21 protein-coding genes are annotated in these 21,671 nt (G+C 60.8%); 11 read left to right on the top strand and 10 right to left on the bottom strand.

The features are described 5' to 3' along the window. The first annotated feature begins 2 nt into the window (after positions 1-2). From cueR to CFter6_RS17065, 6 genes are all read left to right on the top strand, one after another. Positions 3-392, top strand: a complete 390-nt coding sequence (gene cueR, locus CFter6_RS17040; RefSeq protein ID WP_061542431.1) for a Cu(I)-responsive transcriptional regulator — start codon at positions 3-5, stop codon at positions 390-392. A 47-nt stretch (positions 393-439) separates the two neighbouring features. Next, positions 440-886 (top strand): hypothetical protein, encoded by a 447-nt coding sequence (locus CFter6_RS17045; RefSeq protein ID WP_061540940.1) that lies wholly within the window; start codon positions 440-442, stop codon positions 884-886. Between the two features lie 128 nt (positions 887-1,014). Continuing rightward, a complete protein-coding gene (locus tag CFter6_RS17050; RefSeq protein ID WP_061542432.1) occupies positions 1,015-2,430 on the top strand; it encodes a TolC family protein in 1,416 nt (471 codons plus the stop codon). Positions 2,431-2,463: 33 nt separating this feature from the next. Further along, a complete protein-coding gene (locus CFter6_RS17055; RefSeq protein WP_061540941.1) occupies positions 2,464-3,855 on the top strand; it encodes a multicopper oxidase family protein in 1,392 nt (463 codons plus the stop codon). A gap of 38 nt (positions 3,856-3,893) precedes the next feature. Beyond that, positions 3,894-4,343 carry a cupredoxin domain-containing protein gene (locus CFter6_RS17060; protein WP_150118798.1) on the top strand — a complete coding sequence of 150 codons (450 nt, stop codon included), beginning with the start codon at positions 3,894-3,896 and terminating at the stop codon, positions 4,341-4,343. A gap of 27 nt (positions 4,344-4,370) precedes the next feature. Continuing rightward, positions 4,371-4,709, top strand: a complete 339-nt coding sequence (locus CFter6_RS17065; protein ID WP_061540942.1) for a copper-binding protein — start codon at positions 4,371-4,373, stop codon at positions 4,707-4,709. Positions 4,710-4,769: 60 nt separating this feature from the next. Here the strand turns inward: CFter6_RS17065 and CFter6_RS17070 are convergent, their stop codons facing one another. From CFter6_RS17070 to CFter6_RS17080, 3 genes are all read right to left on the bottom strand, one after another. After that, a complete protein-coding gene (locus CFter6_RS17070; RefSeq protein ID WP_061540943.1) occupies positions 4,770-5,336 on the bottom strand; it encodes a glycine zipper 2TM domain-containing protein in 567 nt (188 codons plus the stop codon). Positions 5,337-5,454: 118 nt separating this feature from the next. Continuing rightward, positions 5,455-6,279, bottom strand: a complete 825-nt coding sequence (locus tag CFter6_RS17075) for a nickel/cobalt efflux protein RcnA (RefSeq protein WP_061540944.1) — start codon at positions 6,277-6,279, stop codon at positions 5,455-5,457. 7 nt (positions 6,280-6,286) lie between these two features. Continuing rightward, positions 6,287-6,565 (bottom strand): metal/formaldehyde-sensitive transcriptional repressor, encoded by a 279-nt coding sequence (locus tag CFter6_RS17080; protein ID WP_061540945.1) that lies wholly within the window; start codon positions 6,563-6,565, stop codon positions 6,287-6,289. 294 nt (positions 6,566-6,859) lie between these two features. Between CFter6_RS17080 and CFter6_RS17085 the strand changes: the two genes are divergently transcribed. After that, complete coding sequence (locus CFter6_RS17085) at positions 6,860-7,207, top strand: copper-binding protein (RefSeq protein WP_236904346.1); 348 nt, start codon at positions 6,860-6,862, stop codon at positions 7,205-7,207. Between the two features lie 18 nt (positions 7,208-7,225). On the opposite strand, the gene CFter6_RS17090 is transcribed toward CFter6_RS17085, so the two are convergent. Further along, positions 7,226-7,735 carry a hypothetical protein gene (locus tag CFter6_RS17090; protein WP_150118799.1) on the bottom strand — a complete coding sequence of 170 codons (510 nt, stop codon included), beginning with the start codon at positions 7,733-7,735 and terminating at the stop codon, positions 7,226-7,228. A 127-nt stretch (positions 7,736-7,862) separates the two neighbouring features. Here CFter6_RS17090 and argA point away from each other — a divergent pair, with 127 nt between their 5' ends. The 3 genes from argA (at position 7,863) to CFter6_RS17105 (ending at position 12,515) form a co-directional block, all read left to right on the top strand. Beyond that, positions 7,863-9,173, top strand: a complete 1,311-nt coding sequence (argA, locus tag CFter6_RS17095) for an amino-acid N-acetyltransferase (RefSeq protein ID WP_041743556.1) — start codon at positions 7,863-7,865, stop codon at positions 9,171-9,173. Positions 9,174-9,262: 89 nt separating this feature from the next. After that, positions 9,263-9,535 (top strand): oxidative damage protection protein, encoded by a 273-nt coding sequence (locus tag CFter6_RS17100; protein WP_038487255.1) that lies wholly within the window; start codon positions 9,263-9,265, stop codon positions 9,533-9,535. 217 nt (positions 9,536-9,752) lie between these two features. Continuing rightward, positions 9,753-12,515, top strand: a complete 2,763-nt coding sequence (locus tag CFter6_RS17105) for a M16 family metallopeptidase (RefSeq protein ID WP_061540947.1) — start codon at positions 9,753-9,755, stop codon at positions 12,513-12,515. A 229-nt stretch (positions 12,516-12,744) separates the two neighbouring features. On the opposite strand, the gene CFter6_RS17110 is transcribed toward CFter6_RS17105, so the two are convergent. After that, the gene (locus CFter6_RS17110) at positions 12,745-14,142 is read right to left on the bottom strand and encodes an amino acid permease (RefSeq protein ID WP_061540948.1); all 1,398 of its coding nucleotides are present in this window, start codon (positions 14,140-14,142) and stop codon (positions 12,745-12,747) included. Between the two features lie 655 nt (positions 14,143-14,797). Here CFter6_RS17110 and CFter6_RS26505 point away from each other — a divergent pair. Beyond that, on the top strand, positions 14,798-16,069 hold the full coding sequence (locus CFter6_RS26505; protein WP_269465633.1) for a carbohydrate-binding protein: 1,272 nt from the start codon (positions 14,798-14,800) through the stop codon (positions 16,067-16,069). Between the two features lie 110 nt (positions 16,070-16,179). On the opposite strand, the gene CFter6_RS17120 is transcribed toward CFter6_RS26505, so the two are convergent. The 5 genes from CFter6_RS17120 to nagZ form a co-directional block, all read right to left on the bottom strand. Further along, entirely contained in the window at positions 16,180-16,509 is a 330-nt protein-coding gene (locus tag CFter6_RS17120) for a hypothetical protein (RefSeq protein WP_061540950.1), read from the bottom strand. A gap of 127 nt (positions 16,510-16,636) precedes the next feature. After that, a complete protein-coding gene (locus tag CFter6_RS17125) occupies positions 16,637-17,797 on the bottom strand; it encodes a glycoside hydrolase family 18 protein (protein ID WP_061540951.1) in 1,161 nt (386 codons plus the stop codon). Further along, positions 17,727-18,725 (bottom strand): glycoside hydrolase family 16 protein, encoded by a 999-nt coding sequence (locus CFter6_RS17130; RefSeq protein ID WP_061540952.1) that lies wholly within the window; start codon positions 18,723-18,725, stop codon positions 17,727-17,729. The genes CFter6_RS17125 and CFter6_RS17130 overlap by 71 nt, the downstream gene beginning before the upstream one ends. Before the next feature lie 5 nt (positions 18,726-18,730). Beyond that, entirely contained in the window at positions 18,731-20,041 is a 1,311-nt protein-coding gene (locus tag CFter6_RS17135) for an MFS transporter (RefSeq protein WP_061540953.1), read from the bottom strand. After that, complete coding sequence (gene nagZ, locus CFter6_RS17140; protein WP_082814842.1) at positions 20,038-21,627, bottom strand: beta-N-acetylhexosaminidase; 1,590 nt, start codon at positions 21,625-21,627, stop codon at positions 20,038-20,040. The genes CFter6_RS17135 and nagZ overlap by 4 nt, the downstream gene beginning before the upstream one ends. Between the last annotated feature and the right edge of the window lie 44 nt (positions 21,628-21,671).

Here is a 21,671-nt window from a genome sequence, read left to right on the forward strand (position 1 = left end):
CCATGAATATCGGCGACGCCGCTCTGGCTTCAGGGGTTTCGGCCAAGATGATCCGGCACTACGAAGAAACCGGCCTGATCCCGAAGGCCAGCCGCAGCGACGGCGGCTACCGCACTTACGCGGAACGCGATATCCACCTGCTGCGTTTCATCCGCCAGGGCCGCCTGCTGGGATTCTCGATGAAACAGATCGCAGAACTGATCGGCCTCTGGCTGGACCAGTCGCGCCCCAGCAGCAAGGTCAAGCAGCTGGCGCTGTCGCATATTACTGAACTGGACGACAAGATCAAGGAGCTGCAAGCCATGAAGGCCACGCTGGAACAGCTGGCCTGCCATTGCCATGGCGACGACCGCCCGGATTGCCCTATCCTTGAAGGCCTTGCCCGGCAATGACATTCCTTGCATTGTTAGTCCTTAATTTCTGACTTATACTGGCGCCCATGTCCCGCTTCCTCAAGATCGCAATCCTCTGGCTCCTGGCCTTTGCTCTGCCTATGCAAGGCTTTGCATCGTCCGCCATGCCTGATTGCGGCGCGGCCCATCAGCCGGCCAGCCAGCACGGCATGCATCGGGCACAGGGACAACAGGCTCATCATCATGAACAGCTTTCGGCAAGCCAGCACCATGTTGCCGATGCCTCCCAAGTATCAAGCAACGATTCATCAAGCAACGATTCGCCAGCAGATGATTCCCATCACCACAACGGCGCGGGCAAATGCAGCGCCTGCGCATCCTGCTGCCTGAGCAGCGCCATCAGCGCTCCTCCTACACTCGATCCGGTAGCGCCGCTGCCGGCCGGGCTGGAAACCGGCGTACAGCCAGACCAGCAATTCACCGCATACTTCCCGGAAGGCCTCGAACGGCCTCCGCATTCCCTCGCCATCTGATCCAGGATTGAGCCGCCGGTCCCGGGCCATCGCTGCCTGCAGCCGTAACGCGTAAATCCTGCCGCCGCTTGCGGCGCGCATTCGCCTGCGCGTCCGCATTCCGTTCGCATTGCATCATCGAGGACATCATGATTTTTACCCTCACTACGAGGCGCACTGTCCGTGCCGCCATTGTTCTGCTTCCGCTCGTCCTGGCCGGCTGCGCTTCGCTGTCGCAAGACGGCGGCTACTCACCGGTGCAGTCGCTGGTCAAGGAACGCAGCGGCCAGGATATCAAGTGGGTCAAGTCGGAAGACGACGCCGCCAGCGTCGCCAATACCATCGCGCCGCTGCTGGCAAAACCGCTGAGCGTCGACGATGCGGTCAAGATTGCGCTGCTCAACAACAAGGGCTTGCAAGCCAGCTACAGCGGACTGGGTATCGCCGAAGCGGACCTGGTGCAAGCCGGACGCATCCCCAATCCGTCGTTTTCGTTCGGCCACCTGCGCCGCGGCAGCGACATCGAAATCGACCGTTCCCTGATGCTGCCCGTGATGAGCCTGCTGACCATGCCGTTCGCCAGCAAGATCGAGCGCCGCCGTTTCGAACAGGCACAATTCCGCGCCGCCGGCGACGCACTGGCGGTCGCCGATGAAACACGCCACGCCTATTTCTCTGCCGTAGCGGCGCAGGAAACCGTCAAATACATGGAACAGGTCAAGGTTTCCGCCGAAGCCGGCGCCGAACTGGCGCGCAAGATGGCGGCGGCCGGCAACTGGAGCAAGCTGGAACAGGCGCGCGAGCAGTCGTTCTACGCCGACGCCACGGTGCAGCTGGCGCGCGCGGCGCAGGCACAGGTAGCGGAACGCGAAAAACTGACCCGCCTGCTCGGCCTGTGGGGCAAGCAGGCGGCATTCCAGTTGCCGGAGCGGCTGCCCGACCTGCCGAAAGCAGCCCAAGAGATCGGCGACATCGAAGTACAAGCCATGCAAAACCGGCTCGACATCATGATGGCCAGGCGCGAGCTGGCCGGCCTGGCCGGCTCCCTGGGGCTGACCAAGGCTACGCGTTTCATCAACATCCTCGATGTCGGCCTGATGCACAACAACTACAACCAGAGTCCGTCGCGCGAGAACGGCTATTCGATCCAGCTTGAAATCCCCCTGTTCGACTGGGGCGGCGCGCGCGTGGCGAAAGCCGAGGCGCTGTACATGGAAGCCGTGAACCGCTCGGCGGAACTGGCCGTCAACGCCCGCTCCGAGGTACGGCAAGCGTATGCCGCCTATCGCAGCTCTTATGAGATCGCGCGCCACTACCGCGAAGAAATCGTGCCGCTCAAGAAACGCATCTCGGACGAACAGATGCTGCGCTACAACGGCATGCTGATCGGCGTTTTCACATTGCTCGCGGACGCCAGGGAGCAAGCCCGGAGCGTCAACGGCGCAATCGAAGCGCTGCGCGATTTCTGGATCGCCGACTCGGCGCTGAAAATGGCGCAAACCGGCCGCTCACCGACAGCAGCCGACAGCAAACCCGGCGCCTCTGTCGTCGCAGCTGCCGACTAATCAGCGCTTAATGCAGATACAAGGATAGACATCATGGTGTCACGTAGAAATTTCATGAGCGGCGCGGGCGCTGTCGCCATTGGCGCCAGCCTGGTCAGCCGGGCCGGTGCGGCAACGTTGCCCGAAGCCGTAACGATGGCTGGCGCGGCCACGCAGCCGCCGCTTTCTCCACCCAACGGACGGCCCTACAATCCGGTGGTCACCCTGAACGGCTGGACCCTGCCCTGGCGCATGAAAAACGGCGTCAAGGAATTCCACCTGGTGGCCGAACCGGTGGTGCGCGAAATCGCGCCTGGCATGAAAGCCAATCTGTGGGGCTACAACGGCCAGTCGCCCGGCCCTACCATCGAGGTGGTCGAGGGCGATCGCGTGCGCATCTTCGTCACCAACAAATTGCCGGAACATACCAGCGTGCACTGGCATGGCCAGCGGCTGCCGAACGGCATGGACGGCGTCACCGGCCTGACGCAGCCGGGCATCCGGCCCGGCAAGACCTTTGTCTACGAGTTCATCGCAAAACGTCCCGGCACTTTCATGTATCACCCGCATGCCGATGAAATGACGCAGATGGCGATGGGCATGATGGGTTTCTGGATCACCCATCCGAAAGACCCCAGCCAGCACCGCGCCGACCGCGATTTCTGTTTCCTGCTGAATGCCTACGACATCGACCCCGGCAGCTACACCCCGAAAACCAGCACCATGCTCGACTTCAACCTGTGGACCTTCAACAGCCGCGCTTTCCCGGGCATTGATCCGATGGTGTGCAGGCAGGGCGACCGCGTGCGTATCCGTGTCGGCAACCTGACCATGACCAACCATCCTATCCACCTGCACGGCCATGAATTCGTGGTTACCGGCACCGACGGCGGCTGGACGCCGCCGGCTTCGCGCTGGCCGGAAGTCACCACCGATATCGCCGTGGGCCAGATGCGCGCCATCGAATTCGACGCCACCGATCTCGGCGACTGGGCCTTCCATTGCCACAAATCGCATCACACCATGAATGCCATGGGCCACGAGGTGCCGACCATGATCGGCGTCGACCAGCGCGACGTCCTTGAAAAAATCAACAAGCTGGTGCCGGACTACATGGCGATGGGAGAAACCGGCGGCGCCATGGGCGAGATGGAAATGCCGCTGCCGGACAACACCTTGCCGATGATGACCGGCAGCGGCCCGTTCGGCGGCATCGAGATGGGCGGCATGTTCACCACGGTGAAGGTGCGTAAAGGCCTGGCCGGCAACGATTACAAGGACCCCGGCTGGTACCGCCACTCCGCCGGCACCGTTGCCTACGAATGGCAAGGCGGCGACGCATCCATGCCGGCGGCGACCCGGGCGCCGGACGCCGAAGGCGTGGCCGCCAGGCCGGGCGAAAAGGTCCTGAAAGTGATCAAGCCCGGCTCACATGACAACCATTGACCAAAGCAATACAACATCTTGAACTGAAAGGAAATTTTATGAAATCCGTTTTGACCGCCTCAACCCTGGCTCTATCGCTGTTGTCGGCCAATGCCTTCGCCCACGACGAACATGCGCCGTCGGTTGGCAAACCGGGCGACGCCGGCAAGGTATCGAAAACAGTGGAAATCGACATGAACGACACGATGCGCTTCACGCCGGCAACCATTTTGGTCAAACGCGGTGAAACCGTCAGGTTCCTCGTCAAGAACTCCGGCAAGGTCAAGCATGAAATGGTGCTCGGCTCCATCAAGGAATTGCAAGAGCACGCAGCGCTGATGCAGAAATTTCCGGAAATGGAACATTCGGATCCTAACCAGGTATCGCTAGCCCCGGGCAAGAGCGGGGAATTGATATGGCAGTTCAGCAAGGCCGGCAGGTTTGATTTCGCCTGTTTGCAGCCAGGCCATTTTGAAGCAGGCATGCGCGGCGATATCGTCGTCAAATAATTTTTTTACCAGACCAAAGGAGTTTTCATGAAAACCCGATCCATTGTATTTACTGCTTTAGCACTGCCGCTGCTTATCTCGTTCAATATGCCGGTCGCGGCTGCGCAGGAACCCGCGGCCGAAATCAGGTCCGCGGAGGCCGCCGCCATGTCGAGCGGAGAAGTCCGGAAAATCGACAAGGAGGCCGGCAAGATCACCATCAAGCACGGTCCGCTGGCGAACCTGGGCATGCCGCCGATGACGATGGTGTTCCGGGTAAGCGATCCTGCGCTGCTGGATCAGGTAAAACCGGGCGACAAGATCGATTTTGTCGCCGAAAAGGCCAATGGCGCATTGGTCGTCACAAAAATCCAGGCTGCCGAATGAAAGTAGCGCGCGCAAAAAAATAGCCCATCCGGGATGGGCTATTTTTACCAGGTTCCAGGATCAGTAACCGTAATTCTTGGCAACCGTATTGCCCAGGTACCCACCGCCGACAACCCCGGCAACTGTCGCCAGCGTGCGGCCACGGCCGCTGCCAACCTGGTTCCCCAGCAATCCGCCGACCACCGCGCCGGTAGCGATTCCCAGCGGGCTGACCTGCGACACCGGACGGGCCGGCTCAGGCTGGGCCTGGTATTGCGGCGCCGCTGCGTTCTGTGCATACGATGGGCTGCTGGTGCGGTAGACATGGTGCACTACGGTTTTCTGCTTGGGCGCCGGCTCGACCTGGTACCCCGCCACGGCAGGCGCTGCCACCGGCTGCATGTATTGATAGCCGTTCGCGGTCTGCACCAGGACTGGAGCGCCGGTTGCCGGCGCAGCGCCGTTGGCGGCCAACGGCTGCTGCACTGTTTGCGCGCTGTCCGGGGATGGCGCCGCAGCCGTGTTGCCGCGGGAATTCGGGAGAAACCCGGTAATCGCCGCGATGCCGAGCAGGCTTACCAGGATGACCGAGCCGGCAGCGCCGGCGACCAGTGGGTGCAGACGTGCTGTGGTTGGGCTGGCTTCCATTTGATACTCCTTAGACCGTTGATGTTGATTCGATTCTATGGAGGAGTCGGCCATCAGGCCATGCAGATTGTGTATCAGATGTTTCGAATTGAAACACGGTGTAGCCCTTCTGCGGGAGCTATCCAGGTATCGCGATCCAGCCGTGGTAGCCGACATAGAGGCCGACCAGCAGGATCAGCATCCCGGAAAAATAAGGCGCCTTCCGCGCAAACTCGCCGAACCCGCTCCAGCGCCTGGATACGTGCTTCACGCTCAAGGCTGCCAGCGCGCCAGACACCACCATCGTCAGCGCCAGGCCGATGCTGAAGCACAGCACCAGCGTCGCCCCAAGTGCGATCTTCTTTAACTGCAAGCATAGCAGCAGCACCGTAATCGATGCCGGGCAAGGAATCAGGCCGCCGGTCAGGCCGAACAGGACGATCTGTCCGGTGGTTACGTCGCGGTTGGCGAAACGCCGGCGGATGTCGTCGGCATGGGCCAGCTCGTGCGGGTCCTGGTAACCCAGCGCCGGCACGTCCAGACTGCCGCCTGCGTGTTGATGATGGTCATGGCCGTGGTGGTCATGATGATCGTGACCATGCTGATGTTCCGCAAGATGCTGATGCCGCCAGGTGCGCCACATCATCCATGCGGCGACGCCGATCATCAGCAGCGCGGACGCTAGCTGGAAATATGGTTCGCTGGCTTCGGCATTCCATTGCCGGCCAAGGTACAAACCGAGCAAGGCCACGATCCACACCACGGCGGTGTGGGAAACCGTGGCCGACAAGCCGAGCAGGACGGCTTGCGCCATGGTGCCGCGGATCGCAACGATGAAGGCCGCCATCATGGTCTTGGAATGGCCGGGTTCGAGGCCATGCAGCGCGCCGAGCAGGATTGCGCTGGGGATGAACAGCCAGGCGTTGGATGCGCCCTGCTGCAACAGCGTGGAAAATTCGGTCATGGCGGACCTACTTGAAGTAGCTGTTGACGACGTCTATCAGCTGTTCCCTGGCGTCGCCATGCCCTTCATGGCTGTCCGGGTCCGCCTCCACCAGGTGCGTGCGTATATGGTCCTCCAACACGACTGCCAGCAAGCCATTCATGGCGCCGCGGCAGCTGGTGATTTGCTGCAGCACATCCATGCAGCCTTTTTCCTCTTCCAGCGCGCGCTCGATAGCCTCCACCTGGCCGCGGATGCGGCGCACCCGGTTCAAGAGTTTCTGCTTGTCTTTGATGGTGTGGCCCATGGCTGCCTCTTTATATAGTATAGGGGGGTATACTATACGGAAGAAGAAAAACTGTAAAATTTCAGCAGGTTACAGGCGGGACATTGCAAAACAATAGTATTTTGGCATTTCGTAACGAGCTGTAAAAAGCCGGTACTTTTGGCCCTGCATACCCGAGTATCGATATCTCAGGGCAACGCTTGATAAGCGCCCGGTCGCCCGCATATGCCCGTATATGCTATTAATCATCCCCGGAAAGCCCTATGCCATCCTAGCAATGCGATATCGCATCACGCAGCTTAAAGGACTCTGATCATGCAATACCTGCAGATAATCGTCATCCTCACCACATTGATCGTTGGCCTGCCCCTGACCAGCATGGCCGCCGCCAGCGACGCCACCGAAATGCAGACCACGCCGGCCGACCAGGCCGCCTTGCCGATGGTGAGCGGCGAAATCCTCAAGGTCGATCCCGGCACCGGCAAGATCACCCTCAAGCACGAACAAATCCCGAATTTCGGCATGCCGGCCATGACCATGCTGTACAAGGCTGGCGACCCGGCCATGCTGGAGCAATTCAAGCCCGGCGACAAGGTCAGGTTCGCCATCGACAAGGTCGAGGGCGCGCTCACCATAGTCAGCCTGGAACTGGCCAGCCAATAACCCTCCGAATCGCCGTCCTCAGGGACGGCGATTGACTATCCGGGCTTCCCCCGCTTCGCCGTTTTGCTGGATCACCTCCAATGAAACCAGCGGTCCCTTGCGCGGATCGTGCTGGAAGGTGATGCGGATTTTCTGCGCGGTCTCCATGCCGGCAAAATCCCGGAGCAAGATCCGGGTCACGGTCGGCAACTCTTCCGAGCCGAGCGCGAAGGCGTCGCTTTCGTTCTGCTGCTCGGAAGCGACGTGGCCGTTCTTGTAGACGCAGACGATGGCTTGCCTGGGGTCGATGCCATTGCTCATCAGGAAGGAATCGTTGACCAGGAACAGCGCCGGCGGGATCTTCGTGATATCGATCTGGCTGACGTCGGGCCAGTCGTTCTTGGTAATCACCTTGCCGCCGGCGTAATACCTGGCGACAAACTGGTCGCCCATGCAAGGCAGGTGTTCGGTCGCCGCTTCGGCGTGCTGCAGCAGCCGTTGCACGTCCACCGCTTCAAATTCCACGGTAATGGACGATGTTGTCATCATATTTGTCATGGCCGGATTATCGCATTGCAGATGGTTTTGCAGCGCAGGATTCCGCGGGATGCAATAAAACACCGAATCCCTGCAGGCTGCGCGATGTCCTGCATTTATCCTGTATATAATGTGCGAAATGGAAAATCCCAACGAATTCGTACAATGGCTGCGCTCGGTCGCGCCCTATATCCACGCCTTCCGCGGCAAGACCTTTGTCGTCGCGTTCCCGGGTGAACTGGTCACCGCCGGCGCCTTGCCGGTGCTGGCGCAAGACCTGTCGCTGCTGCATGCGCTAGGCATCAAGGTGGTGATTGTGCACGGCTCCCGGCCCCAGGTCGAAGAACAGCTGGCGCTGCGCAATGTAGAAGCGCGCTTCCACAACGGTTTGCGGATCACCGACATCGCCGCGCTGGAGTGCGCCAAGGAAGCCGCCGGCGAACTGCGCCTGGATATCGAAGCCGCTTTCAGCCAGGGCTTGCCGAACACACCGATGGCGCATGCCGCGATCCGTATCATTTCTGGCAACTTTGTCACCGCCCGTCCGCTCGGCGTGATCGACGGCGCCGACCTGCAGCTGACCGGCGTGGTGCGCAAGATCGATTACGACACCATCCACCCGATCCTCAACGCCGGCGGCCTGGTGCTGCTGTCGCCGCTGGGTTTCTCGCCGACCGGCGAAGCGTTCAATCTGACCATGGAAGACGTGGCGGTGGCGGCGGCGATTTCGCTGCGCGCCGAAAAACTGATTTTCATCAGCGAAACGCCGTTGATGAAAGACGCCGGCGAGACCGAAATCCGCGAACTGTCGTCGCACCAGGCGCAAGCAGTGCTGGACAGCGGCTGCCTGCCGGCCGACTCGGCCTTCTACCTGCAGCACGCGATCAAGGCCTGTAACGCCGGCGTGCCGCGCGCCCATGTGGTGCCGTTCGCCACCGACGGTTCGGTCCTGCTGGAACTGTTCACCCACGATGGCGTGGGCACCATGATTTCCTACGAAAACCTGGAAAGTCTGCGCGAAGCCACGATTGAAGACGTGGGCGGCATCCTGAAGCTGATCGAGCCGCTGGAAAACGACGGCACCCTGGTCAAGCGCGGCCGCGAACTGATCGAACGCGAAATCCATTACTTCTCGGTAATCGAGCATGACGGCGTGATCTTCGGCTGCGCTGCCTTGTATCCCTTCCCGACCGAAAAAATGGCGGAAATGGCTTGCCTCACGGTCAATCCGGAAGTGCAGGCGCAGGGCGACGGCGAGCGCATCCTCAAGCACATGGAAAGCCGGGCCCGCGCTGCCGGTTTCACCAAGCTGTTCGTGCTGACCACCCGCACTTCGCACTGGTTCCTGCGGCGCGGCTTCGTCCACGCCACGGTCGACGACCTGCCCAAGGACCGCCAGCACATGTATAACTGGCAACGGAAATCGCTGGTGCTGATCAAGACCCTATAAAACCGGCGCCAGTCGAACCATCCCCTATTCAACTGATCTTACAAGCGGGCCTGTGGCAGCATGGCTCGCAATATCTACAAGGAAAAACCATGGCACGCACCATCCATTGCATCAAGCTGGACAAAGAAGCGGAAGGACTGGACTTCCCGCCGTACCCGGGCGAACTGGGCAAGCGCATCTATGAAAGCGTCTCGAAAGAAGCCTGGGCCGGCTGGCTCAAGCACCAGACCATGCTGGTCAACGAAAACCGCCTGAACCTGGCCGATGTACGGGCCCGCAAATACCTGGCGGCGCAGATGGAAAAGCATTTCTTCGGCGACGGCGCCGACGCCGCCACCGGCTACGTGCCGCCGACCGAATAAGCAGCCGCTTCAGAATATCTCTCCCCCCATCTACCTCTGTGGCAAAATAGGCAAGATTCGTTTGTCCGGAGGTAGCATCCCGTCGCGGCCCATGCGCTGTAGCCCCAAATCTGATTCAATGCCGATCCCTAGTGTCCTGAGTCGGGACACCAGCTGGATATGTGCGCTTTTTCGTCCGCTTTTTCGTCCATTCTTTTCTCCATAGATCGGAAATTTCATGCATCTATTCCGTAAACGTTCCTGGTCCAGCTGCTTGCTGTCCTGCCTGCTGGCTACCGCCTGCAGCGCCGCTTTCGTCGGCGCCGCGCAAGCAGCAACCGCATTGCCGGCCGGCGTCACCCAGGGGCCGTCGGCCGAAGGCATCACCGAATACCAGTTTGCCAACGGCTTCAAGGTCTTGCTGTTCCCCGATGCGTCCAAGCCCACGGTAACAGTCAACATGACTTACCTGGTCGGTTCGCGTTTCGAAAATTATGGCGAAACCGGCATGGCGCATCTGCTGGAACACCTGATGTTCAAGGGCACCCCTACCCACCCTGCGATCCCCAAGGATTTCAGCCAGCGCGGCATGCAATTCAACGGCACCACCAACGTCGACCGCACCAATTATTATGAAATCTTCCAGGCCGGCGACGACAACCTGAAATGGGCGATCGACATGGAAGCCGACCGCATGCTGCATTCCTTCATCGCCAGGAAAGACCTGGACAGTGAAATGACGGTGGTGCGCAACGAATACGAACAAGGTGAAAATTCGCCGTACGGCGTCCTGTTCAAGCGCCTGCAAGGCGTCGCTTACGACTGGCACAACTATGGCAAGCCGACCATCGGCAACCGCAGCGATATCGAAAACGTCAAGATAGAAAACCTGCAGGCCTTTTATCGCACCTACTACCAGCCTGACAATGCGGTGCTGCTGATCGCCGGAAAATTCGACCAGGCCAAGACCCTGGCCTGGGTCAGCCAGGCGTTCGGCAAGCTGCCCAAGCCGACCCGCAAGATGCGTGATTTCTGGACCGTGGAGCCGACCCAGGACGGCGAACGCAGCGTCACCGTGCGGCGCCAGGGCGATGTGCAGATCGTCGCCGTCGCCTACAAGATCCCGAGCGAGCTGCATCCCGACAGCGATGCCTTGTCCTATGCCGGCACCATCCTGGCCGACACGCCCAACGGGCGCCTGCACAAATCGCTGGTGGAAACCGGCAAAGCCACCGCCATATTCAACTATGAAATGACCGGCTATGCGCCGGGCCTGGAAATCATCGCGGCCGTGGTCAAGAAAGGCGAGCCGATCGAACCGGTGCGCCAGGCCCTGATCGAAGGCGTCGAGCAATTTGCCAAGACGCCGCCGACTCCTGAAGAAATGGAACGGGTGCGCCTGGACAACGCCAACAGCTTCGAAAAGCTGCTGAACGACCCGCAGAAAGTCGGCGTCGCCATGTCCGGCACCATCGCGCTGGGCGACTGGCGTCTGCTGTTCCTGGGCCGCGACCGTTCCAACAAGGTCACTTCGGCGCAAGTGGCGGCAGCCGCAGCGCACTACTTCACCCGCGATAACCGCACGGTCGGCCTGTTCCAGCCGGAAGACCAGCTGCAGCGCGCCGATGTTCCCGCCGCGCCAAGCCTGCCGGCGCTGTTCAAGGATTACAAGCCGCAGCAGGCAGTCGCCGACGGCGAAACGTTCGATCCGTCGCAAGCCAATATCGACGCCCGCACCCAGCGCTCGCAAGTGGGCGGCCTGAAGCTCGCGCTGCTGCCGAAGAAAACACGCGGCGAAACCGTTACGGTCAAGCTGAACCTGCAATGGGGCGATGAAAAAACCTTGTTCGGTAAAAAGACTGCTTCCGAATTGATGGATGCCATGCTGATGCGCGGCACCACCACGCTGAGCCGTGAGCAGCTGGCCGACGAATTTTCCAAGCTGAAGATGAGCGGCAGCCCGACCCAATTCCAGACCACGCGCAGCAACCTGCCGGCGGCCTTGAAACTGGTGGCCAGCGTGCTCAAGCAGCCGCGCCTGGATCCGGCCGAATACGAGCGCCTGCGCAAGGAAGCCCTGGTCGGCCTGGAAGCATCGCGCAACGAACCGAACACGCTGGCGGCGGAAGCCATCTCCCAGCACTTCAACAAATATCCGCAAGGCCACTGGCTGGCGGCGCAAACCGTGGACCAGCAGATCGCCGCGATCCAGGCCACCCCGCTGGCTGACGTCAGCGCCTTCCACCACGACTTCTACGGCGCTTCGCAAGGCGAGCTGGCGATCGTCGGCGATTTCGACGTCGCTGCCGTCACCAAGGTGATCCAGGAAGAATTCGGCAGCTGGAAAAGCGCAGCGCCTTACCAGCGTGTGATCCGCCAGAATTTCGACGTAGCGCCGCTGCAGAAAACCATCAACTCGCCGGACAAGGAAAACGGCTTTTACGTGGCGCGCCAGAACCTCGACATGCGCGACGACGACGCCGACTATCCGGCCATGATGGTAGCCAACTACCTGTTCGGCGGCGGCGGCTTGAAATCGCGCCTGATCGACCGCGTACGCCAGAAGGAAGGACTGTCCTACGGCATCGGCTCGTCGCTGGACATCAGCTCCGTCAGCCGCGCCGCCAGGTTCTCGGTGCAAGCCATCGCCGCGCCGCAAAACCTGGGCAAGGTCGACCTTGCAGTCAAGGAAGAACTGGCGCGCGCATTGAAGGACGGTTTCAGCGCCGAAGAACTGGCCCGCGCCAAATCCGGCATCCTGCAGGAAAACCAGAACGCCCGCGCCCAGGACAGCGCCCTCAGCGCCGGCTGGGCCAGGCTGCTTGACATCAACCGCACCTTCGCCTGGAGCAAGCAGGTGGAAGACAAGATCAGCGCCTTGACGGTGGAACAAGTCAATGCAGCCTTCCGCAAATACATCGACCCGGCCCGCGTTAGCGTGGTGATTGTGCGGGATGAAGCAAAGGCTAAAGCAAACGCTGCGGTGGCTGCCAAGCAGTAATATCCAGCAAGCCAAACAAAACCGCTGCCGTACTCGCAAACTTGACAGCGAGCACGGCAGCGGTTTTCCTTTTGAGCCCTCCCCCGCAAGCGCCTATTGAGTAGTGAGCGTTTTAGGTAGCGACGAAAGAAGATCGTGGAATGCCACAGTACGCACTCCGTAGCCCGTTAAATTAGGGTCAGAGTAATTTTCGCAAAAAACGCGAAAAAAAACTCCGACCCTAATTTAACTACGGATGCGGATGCAGCAGCGAGCGCTTGCGGGCGTAGCCGAAATAGACGACAAAGCCTATCGCCAGCCAGCACAGGAACGCAATCCAGGTCACCGCCTGCAGATGGAACATCAGGAACACGCAGAACCCGATCGCCGCCAGCGGCACAAACGGCACCCCGGGGCAGCGGAAAGCCCGTGGCAAATCGGGCCGCGTCCTGCGCAACACCAGCACCGCCACCGCAATCAGCGAAAACGCCATCAAGGTCCCGATATTGATCAGCTCCGCCAGGATGTTGAGTGGAATCAGCGCCGCGATGAACGCAAACACGATCCCCACCAGCCAGGTAGTAAATAACGGCGTAGCAAAACGCGGATGGATGCTCGACAATTTTTTCGGCAGCAAGCCATCGCGCGACATCGCAAACAGGATCCGCGTCTGTCCATAAGTCATCACCAGGATCACCGTAGTCATGCCGATGATCGCCCCCAGGTCAACGAACCCGGCCACCCAGTTCTCTCCCGCATACTGCAAAGCCAGCGACACCGGATGATCCACCCCCGCAAATTTCGCAAACGGCACGATGCCAGTCATGATCGCCGCCACCACCACATACAGCAAGGCGCAGATCCCCAGCGAAGCAATGATCCCGATAGGTAAGGCCCGCGCCGGATTCTTGACCTCCTCCGCCGCCGAAGTCACCGCATCGAACCCGATGAAAGCAAAGAACACGATCGCCGCCGCATTGAACACGCCGTTGTAGCCGAACGGCAGGTACGGTTGCCAGTTGGCCGGCTGCACATGGCCGGCGCCGACGGCGATGAACAGCAGCACCACCGCCACCTTGATGAACACCATGATGTTATTGGCGCGCGCCGATTCGCGGATGCCGATCGACAGCAAGCCGGTAATCACCAGCAGGATGCAGAACGCCGGCAGGTTGAACCAGGTAGTGACGCCAGGAACGGCGCCTGGCGCCGCAGTCAAGACCGCCGGCAAGGCAATCCCGAAGCCGGACAGCAGCGACTGCATGTAGCCCGACCAGCCGACCGACACCGCCGAAGTCGCCAGCCCGTATTCCAGCATCAGGTCCCAGCCGATGATCCAGGCCACGATTTCGCCCATGGTGGCATAGCTATAGGTATAGATCGAACCGGAGACCGGCACCGTCGACGAAAACTCGGCATAACACAGCGCGGCGAAACCGCAGGCGATCGCAGCCAGGATGAACGACAGCGACAGGCCGGGACCGGCCAGCAAGGCACCGCTGCCGGTCAGGACAAAAATGCCGGTGCCGACAATCGCGCCGACGCCCAGCAAAGTCAGGTCCAGCGCCCCCAGGCTGCGCTGCAGACCGGTATCGGTGCGGCTGGAATGGATCATCTTATCCAGATCTTTGGTACGGAATAAACTCATGCAACAACTTCCTTCGAAAACGATGAGGCCGCCTCCAATCAAGCGATGGCAGGCATTTCTCCACGGCAAACCGGGAAATGGTGAAAAAGGCAGGGATTATACTTGCTGGCGTCCGCCGGCCTGGAAAACCGCCCGGCGCGACTGTCGGTGCGCACTCCCTCTACCTTCCGATTCCCTCCGCTTCAGTTACCTTTCCGGCGCCCTTCACCAACCGCATATCGATAGCCGATTTATCGCCAGGCCAATATTTCGAGCTCAGAATCGAAAAAAAGCGACCAGTCCACTTATCAAAAAAACAGTGTGCATAATTTTAATAAAAATCAATATAAACAATACTTTAGGTTCATATGAAGCGCACCAAAATGAGACCACAAATTTATTAATGCAATACCAGTTAGATACAGATTGACAGCCACTTTTTGCGCTCTTACAGTGCCCTTAATTCGATATTTCCATATGGAAATACAGAAGATGACGGATGAGATGTCGTCTGTTTCCGGCAATCTGGCTCAGCGGCATTTGCAGTGGCTATAGCGTGGTTATAGCAGTGATGATTTTTAACAGCTTCGGTCTTGGTTCACATCGCATAACAAGTCTGTGCCTTCCGGCAGCTGGTCTTTCCATGCTGCCCGACCAACCTTCTCAGGAGAGAAAATTGAAACTGAAACTCATACAGGGCCTCATGCTTACCCTGGCCTGCAGCGCCATCATGACCGGCGCCGAAGCCAGCCCCCTGATAGCAGCGAGCGCGCAAGCAGCGTCGACGGTAACCTGTTATCCAGCCTGGGTCGCCAGCACTGCGTATACCGGCGGCGCCACGGTCAGCTACAACGGCGTCAACTACAAAGCCAACTGGTGGACCCAAGGGAACAATCCTTCCACCAACAACGGCGGCTCGGGCACCGGCCAGCCATGGACCATCGTCGAAACCTGCGGCGTCGTGACGCCGCCGCCTCCACCACCGCCACCACCGCCTCCTCCTCCAGGCGGCGGCACCACACCGGCCGGCTTCGTTTTCAGTCCATACAAAGATGGCAACATCAACCTGAACTGGAATACCTACGCCATGAGCACCGCGGTCACCGGCACCACGCAGACCGTGCTGAGCGCCATGCCAGCCAAGCTCACCACCCTGACCTGGGCCTTTGCGACCGGCGCCTGCGGTAGCGAAAACTGGGGCGGCGTATCGGCATCGGCCTTCGCTGCAGCCAACGTGCAAGCGTTCGTCAACGCCGGCAAGAAATACATTGTTTCCACCGGCGGCGCAGCAGGTTCCTTCACTTGCGGCAACGATGCAGACTTCAAGAAATTCATCCAGACCTATTATTCGGCCAACCTGGTCGGCATAGATTTCGATATTGAAGCCGGTCAAAGCACTGCTGACATCAACAACCTGGTGCTGCGCGTGAAAAACGCACAAGCGACTTATCCGAACCTGCGTTTCAGCTTCACGCTGGCGACGCTGGGCGGCCATGTAACGCCTAGCCTCGGCTACTACGGCGTGCAAGTGATGCAAGCGATCCAGGCTTACGGCTTGACCAACTACACCATCAACCTGATGGCGATGGACTACGGCAGCTCGGCCGGCGGCAACTGCATGCTCAACAGCAGCGGCGGCTGCGACATGGGCGCCTCGGCGGCGCAATCGGCAATCGAACTGCATAACCAGTATGGCGTGCCGTACAAGCAGATCGAAGTGACGCCGATGATTGGCGGCAACGACACGACCGATGAGACTTTCTCTATCGCCGATGTCACGACGCTGGTCAATTTCGCACAGCAAAACGGCCTGGGCGGCATCCACTACTGGTCCTTCGATCGCGACCGCGATTGCGCGCCAGGCTCGGCCTCGCCTACCTGCAATACTTATGGCCAGGCAGGCACACTGGGCTTCACCAACGCCTTCATCTCGAAACTGGGACTGTAAGACAAAAGGCCGGCATCAGCCGGCGTCAAATAAAAAGCCCCGCTCAGATCTGAGCGGGGCTTTTTTCAACCTCAATCGATGGCGGCGCTTGCGCTCACCGCCTCCGTATATCAACCGCGCTTGACCCAGCTTACCTTGCCTTTGGCGATGCCCAGCGTGCGCCGGTCTTCCCAATAGTCCATGGTGCCCATGAACTGCTCGCCGTCGCGCTCGCCAATGCGCCAGCGGCAGCCGGCCAGCAGCGCCGTTGCCTCGCTCTCGGTTTTGCCGACGAGCGCACTGTCTTCCAGCTTGTCCGCCTTGCAGCCTTGCGCCGATCCCGGTGTTCCTTGCGGTCCCGGTGCAGCCGCCGGCGCCGAGCCTGAATCGGCGGCGCAGCCGGCCAGCGTCACGCTCAATACCGCCGCTGCTGTCATGTAGCTGATGTTTTGGTTGGTCATTGTCTTGGATTCCTTTCAAGGATAGGCCGCGTCGGGCTTGCGGTGATGCGATCACCCTGCCCTTGCGATTCTACTATGCAGCCAGGCAGCTGCCAACGGCAGCATCTGGTGAGCACTGGTGCCCACCCTACGGCTTGAGCAGGTCTGTCGCCACTTTATCCAGCAATACCGCATCGCGGTCCGCCGACAGCTGCCAGAACATGGCGCCGGCCAGGCCCTTCTGCTTCAGGTATCTGATCTTGTAGTCCAGCGATTCGACATCGTCGTAGCTGACGAATTCGCCGGTATCCGGATTGAACAGGTAGGGTACTTTGGCGGCATCGTTCCAATAACGGGTGAAGCCATTGCGATTGACCAGCGTGGCGCTGATGTCGGCGAAATCCAGCTCGCCAGGCTCGACGCCGCCGCGGCCCTTGCCGTTGCAATCCTGGTGCTGTCCGTGCAGCTGCGCGCCGCATTGTTTCCAGCTATAGCCATAGAACGGCATGCCCAGCACCAGCTTGGCGGCCGGAATGCCGGCCTGCAAAGCCATCTCGACCGTGCTGCTGACATTGAATTTGGGATTGGCGTCCGGCCGCGCCAAGGCCGGATCGTTGTACAAGGGCGCGACGTGGCCGGCGAACTTGCTCCATGAACCGCTGAAATCGTAGGTCATGATGTTGACCCAGTCGAGGATCGCAGCGACCTTGGCCATTTCGGTGTTCTGGAAAAATCCCTGGTTATTGCCGATTGCAGCAGTCAGCAGGTAGCTGCGGTGTTCCTGTTTGCCGGCGTTGTCGAGGCGCTCGCGCAGCGCTTGCAGCAGCAGCGTGTAATTCTGCTTGTCTTCGGGACGCATGATGTTCGCCGCATCGCCGCCGGCTACCGGGAATTCCCAGTCGATGTCGACGCCGTCGAAACCGTTTTTGCGCAGGAAGGCGACCGCGCTATCGGCGAATTTCCGGCGCGACTGCGGCGTCAGCGCCACATCCGAAAACTCCTTGGAGCCGGCCCAGCCGCCCACCGAGATCAGGGTCTTCAGCTTGGGAGAGCGGCTTTTGAGGCCGCGCAGCACGATGTAATCACGTGCGCTCTGGTCGGTGCCGGAGGACTGGTCGGCGACGATTTCGCCATCTTTGATCAGCGCGAATGCATAATTCAGGTGGGTCATCTTGCTGGCGTCTATGTCCGCCGCGGAGTATTGGCGCTGCTGTGAGGGCAGGTAGTAAGCAACTACTTTATAGGGCGCCGCCATGGCCACGGCAGGCAACAGCGCTGCAAGCAGCATCGGTAACCGCATCAGTTTCATCACGTATCTCTCTTATCTTAAAAATCGCAGTTGGACGGCAACGGCGGCTCCATGGCTGCCACCGTATCCACATGATGTACGCCGGTACGACGGTAAGCCCGACCGCCGCGTCGACCTGCGCCGGCGACAGCAGCTGGTCCTTGGCGTGCATTACCCAGGCCAGGTCCTGTTCGTAGCGCCGCTCCACCCTGGTGTCCGGCAGCACTCCGCTGGGTGAAAACCACAAATTGAAATTGATCGACATCGGCTGCGCCGGGTAATTGCGGCCGCCGTGTTCATCCAGCTGCACGCCGTCCAGGAAGTAGCGGATCTTGCCGCCGCCCACCTGCATCAGCACGGTATGCCAGCCGCCCAGCGCGCGCTGTTCCTCGTGCACCTGGTTGAATGCGTTCCAGGGTTCCATCTGCACCGTTTGCCAGGACACGCTGTACAGCCTGCTGTGCGGATTGCCCCAGCCGCCGTTGGGCAGGTATTCCCAGTCGAGTTCGCTGTATTGCGGATCGAAATCGTGCTTGAGCGGGCTGGAGGTGTAAAAGGATTCGACCACCAGATCGCCGCCGGGCCCCGTCACCGGCGCATCGCTGAAGCGTATGCGGGCGGCGTAAGTCCCTTCGAAATATTTACGCTGATGGCAAAGCTGGGCCTGGAAAGTGCCTTCAGGCCGGCCGTCGGTGCTGGCATTCAGGCGCAACAGCCGCTGGCCGCCGGCTTGCGGGTCGTCGACCAGGCTGATGGTGCCCGGCCCCCACTGCCCGCGCTCGATGCCGGGATGGCCTTGCTGGTCGCGGATCTTCCAGCCGCCAGCGGCCAGGGCGGCGGTATCTGCGTAGTGAAAGTCGTCGAAAAAAATGCCGGTAGCGGCAGCTGCTGCGTCGGCCGCCAGCAGCAGCGACGCCAGCACCAGCAGGCGTTGAGGAAAATATCTCATCGCGTTCAGACCGCGGCCGGCTGGGCTGCTGCCTCGGCGGCCTGCTCGTGGCGTCCGATCGGCACTATGCGCGACAGCAGCAAGACCGGGATCGCGGAAACCAGCACCCACAGGAAAAAATGCTGGTAGCCGAGCGCGCCCTGGACCGCGCCGCTGACCATCTTGAACAGCACGTAGCCCAGCTGCATGATGCCGGTGCCGAGCGCGTAATGCGCCATCTGGTATTTGCCCACCGCGACCTCCTGCATGATGAACAGGATCAGGCCGACAAAACCAAAACCGTAGCCGAACATTTCCAGGCTCAGGGCGGCGCCGATCACGCCCAGGCTGCTCGGCATGGCGGTGCTCAGGAAAAAATAAGCGAGGTTCGGCAGGTTCATCGCCAGAATCAAGAAAAACATGCTGCGCCGCAGGCCGCGCCAGGCCGTGAAATAACCGCCCAGCAGGCTGCCTGCAATGAACGCCACGGTAGCCAGGGTGCCGTACACGGCGCCGACTTCGGCCGTCGCCAGCCCCAGCCCGCCTTCAACCCGCGCGGCGCGCAGGAACAGCGGGCCGATGGTGGTGATCTGCCCTTCGCCCGCGCGGAACAGGATGATGAAAGCAATCGCCAGCCAGATGCCCGGTTTCTGGAAAAAATCGATGATGACGTCGCGCAGGGTTAGCCAGACCCCCCTCATCGCACCCTTGCCACCGGTCGGACGAGCTACATTGCGGCCGGCCGGCAAAGCCCAGAAATGATAGATCGCCAGCAGCACCATGCTCGCTCCCAGCATGCCGAAGATCAGGCTCCAGGCTTGCGCCACCGCCATGCGCTTCTCGAAATAGCCGGCCAGCACCACCAGCCCGCCCAGCGAGAAAAATCGCGCGACATTATAGAAGCCGCCCTGCCAGCCAGCGTAGGTTGCCTGCTGGGTCGCACTGAGGCTGGCGATATACAAGCCGTCGGCAGCGATGTCATGGGTGGCCGAAGCAATCGCCACCAGTCCCAGCAAGGCGATGCTGACCGCAAAATAATCCGGCAGGTGCAGCGCCAGCGCTACCAGCCCGAGACTGGCGCCGCCCAGGAACTGGAACAGCAGCACGATCGATTTCTTGCTGCGCGCCGCTTCCAGGAACGGACTCCAGAGCGGCTTGAAGACCCAGACGAAACCGAGCATGCCGGTCCACAGCGCAATCCGGTCGTTGGCCATGCCCATGCTCTTGTACATCAGGCCGGCGATGGTCGCCACCACAAAATAGGGCAGCCCCTCGGCGAAGTACAGCGTCGGCACCCAGAGTGCGGGATGGTGCTCGGTTTTTTCCTGGATGCTCATGTCAGTTGCCGCTGTGGGCGCAGTGGGTCAACGTTGCTGGTTACCGGCACCGGCATCTTGCCGCGCGCTTCGAGGGTTCCGCCCAGCCAGTCGGCGACAGCCTCCAGCGCCGCTGCGGCAAAACCGTAAGTGACCAGGGCCGGCGCCGCGATATCCAGTATCTGGAACGGATTCCACAGCACCAGGTGCAGATCGGGGCGCCAGGTCTTCCTGGCTTTTTCGCCGTAGCGCAAACGCGTGGTCGAAGCCAAGATCAGCGTCCTGCCGTCAGCCGGCAGCGAGGCCCAGTCAAATTTGTCTTCGTCGTCGAAAGTCACCAGTTCGACATCGTAGCGGCGCGCCAGCAAGGCGGACACCACCTCGGCCGGCAAACCGGCTTCAGCGACGCCATCGCCGGCAGCGTCGGCGCAAGCGACCAGGCGGATTCTTGCGCCGTTGGCTAAACGCTGCGGCTGTCCTGCTACTGTCAGGCCGCGGCGCCAGGCGTCAACCATCAGCAATTCATCGGCAGATTCTGTGAGATAAGCCCCCGCCGCACAGGGATAAGCGGTAGCCAGGCTGTCCAGCCGCGCCAGCCGGGCGGCGACCGCGGTGCTGCCAAGATCGCCATGCTCATCAGCGGTAGCCAATGCCATCGTCAGGGACACCAGGGTTTCTTCTTGCGTGCCGCGATTGCCCAGCGCCATGACCATGTCGGCGCCGGCAGCCAAGGCTCGCACCGCCGCATTGCCGACGCCGTAGCGGCCGGCGATCGCGTGCATGTCCATGCCGTCGGTAATGATGACGCCGCGGTAATCCCATTCGCCGCGCAGCAGGTCGGTCAGGATTTTGCGCGACAGGGTCGCCGGATATTCAGGGTCCAGCGCCGGGTAGACGATGTGGGCGCTCATCATGGCCGGCGCCCTTCGCGCCGCCTTGAACGGCGCCAGCTCCAGCGCATCCAGCGCGCTGCGCGGCTTGGTTACCGTTGGCAAGTCGCGGTGCGAATCGACATGGGTGTCGCCATGCCCGGGGAAATGCTTGACGCAGCACGCCACGCCCTGCTCCAGGCTGCCCTCCATCCAGGCCAGCGCCAGTTCGGTGGCGCGCTGCGGATCGGAACCGAAGGAGCGTTCGCCGATGACCGGATTGGCAGGATTATTGTTGAGATCCAGCACCGGCGCAAAATTCCAGTTGAAACCGAGCGACTTGATGCCGCGCGCGACCGCGGCGCCGACAGATCGCGCCAGCGCTACATCGTCGACCGCTCCCAGGGCCATCGCCGCCGGCGGCGCCGGCAGCCAGGTAGCGCGCACCACGGCGCCGCCTTCCTGGTCGATGCCGATCAAGGCATTCGGTCCCATCACCGCACGCAGGTCGGCGGTCAGCTTGGCCAGCTGTTCTGGGTTCACCATGTTCTGGCGGAACAGGCAGACCGCGCGGATATGGTTGTCGCGCAAGAACTGCGCTGTGTCCTCGTCCAGCACCGTGCCCGGCATGCGGATCATGATCAGCTGCCCGGCGACGCGGCGCGCCGCGCTCAGTTTGCCCTGGGAATCTGGTTTGCTATCGGTGCTACTCGCGGTGCTACTCACGCTGCTACTCATATTGCTGCTCCATCTGTTCGGGGCTATTTCAATCGATTAAATTC

The sequence above is a fragment of the Collimonas fungivorans genome (assembly GCF_001584145.1).
GTDB classification, from domain to species: Bacteria; Pseudomonadota; Gammaproteobacteria; order Burkholderiales; family Burkholderiaceae_D; genus Collimonas; species Collimonas fungivorans.